The sequence below is a fragment of the Caballeronia terrestris genome (assembly GCF_001544515.1).
Taxonomy (GTDB): domain Bacteria; phylum Pseudomonadota; class Gammaproteobacteria; order Burkholderiales; family Burkholderiaceae; genus Caballeronia; species Caballeronia terrestris.
Genome location: NZ_FCOL02000463.1, coordinates 1 through 1,152, shown reverse-complemented (window position 1 = coordinate 1,152; position 1,152 = coordinate 1). Strand labels below are relative to the sequence as shown.

Genomic DNA, 1,152 nt, shown 5'->3' with positions numbered 1-1,152 from the left:
GTGCAGATCGGCCGGGCGATTCGGGAACTGCTCGGTGAATATGTCGAGCGGTATAACGCCGAGTCCGGCAAGAAGCTCGACCGGAACAAGGTGCTCTAGCCAACTTGCTTTATCCCATCCGCGTGCTCAGGAGAAAGACAATGGCCATACCTGTCGAGAAAGTCACGCCGTACGACGAATTCAACTTCGAGATTCCGGAGAACGAGTTTCCGAAGTCCGGCATTTCGGCGCGCGCAGCAGCCGCGCTGGTAGTCAGCGAAGAATGGACCGACGCCAACCCGATGCTCAACATGTCGTCGTTTGTGACTACCTTTGCGGAGCCGGAAGCGGTCGAGGTCGCCAAGCGCAACATGTACAAGAATTACATCGACCATGACATGTATCGCAAGTCTTCGCGATGGAGACGCGCATGGTCAAGTGGCTGCATCAGCTGTGGAATGGCCCAAAAGGGGTCGAGCCTTATGGCACGGCCACTATAGGCTCATCGGAAGCCTGCATGCTCGCTGGGCTCGCGCACAAATGGAACTGGCGGCAGGCGCGCGAGAAAGCGGGCAAGGACGCGACCCGGCCGAACATGGTGACGGGCGGCAACGTACAGGTTGTATGGAAGAAGTTTCTGCGCTATTTCGACGTCGAGCCGCGCATCGTGCCGCTCAAGCCGGGCAACTACCGCCTCACCGCCGAGCGTCTCGAGCAGTACGTCGATGAGAACACGATCGCCGTGGTGGCAATTGCGGGGCAGACCTTCACGGGCGAAGACGACGACATCCAGGAGATCCACGACAAAGCGAAATCTGTTTGTCGAGTAGCTCGATCGCCAGCGTGGAGAACGGGGGCACTTTCTCACTATCGAGTAGAGGGCACAACCCCCCTGACCCAGGTGGGTTAGGCAAGGCGCTCTGGGCGACCTCGCATGTTATCCGGACATCAGTCATTCATTTTGCCGGGTCGAAGGACGGCCATAGGTCGACTGCTGACCGACGCGGCCGATCAGCGCCCGACCACGCTGGAGGTTCAATGTCGGACCGGGTTTGATTGGAAGGGACGTTGGTCCATGCTTTCATGAGACGTTCGAGCGACCGCGATCAGTATCCGGGCGGCGGCTGAACCGGCATATACACCACGCCGCTGCTCCCATAACCCGCCGCGTAC

General features: G+C 59.4%; 2 protein-coding genes. Both read left to right on the top strand.

Features of this window, described 5'->3' with window-relative positions:
• The first annotated feature begins 140 nt into the window (after positions 1 to 140).
• Positions 141 to 479: a hypothetical protein gene (locus AWB67_RS43890; protein ID WP_235025618.1), complete on the top strand. Its 339-nt coding sequence runs from the start codon at positions 141 to 143 to the stop codon at positions 477 to 479.
• Positions 410 to 889, top strand: coding sequence for a pyridoxal-dependent decarboxylase (locus tag AWB67_RS43885; RefSeq protein WP_235025617.1), 480 nt, complete (start codon positions 410 to 412; stop codon positions 887 to 889). The genes AWB67_RS43890 and AWB67_RS43885 overlap by 70 nt, the downstream gene beginning before the upstream one ends.
• The last annotated feature ends 263 nt before the right edge of the window (positions 890 to 1,152 follow it).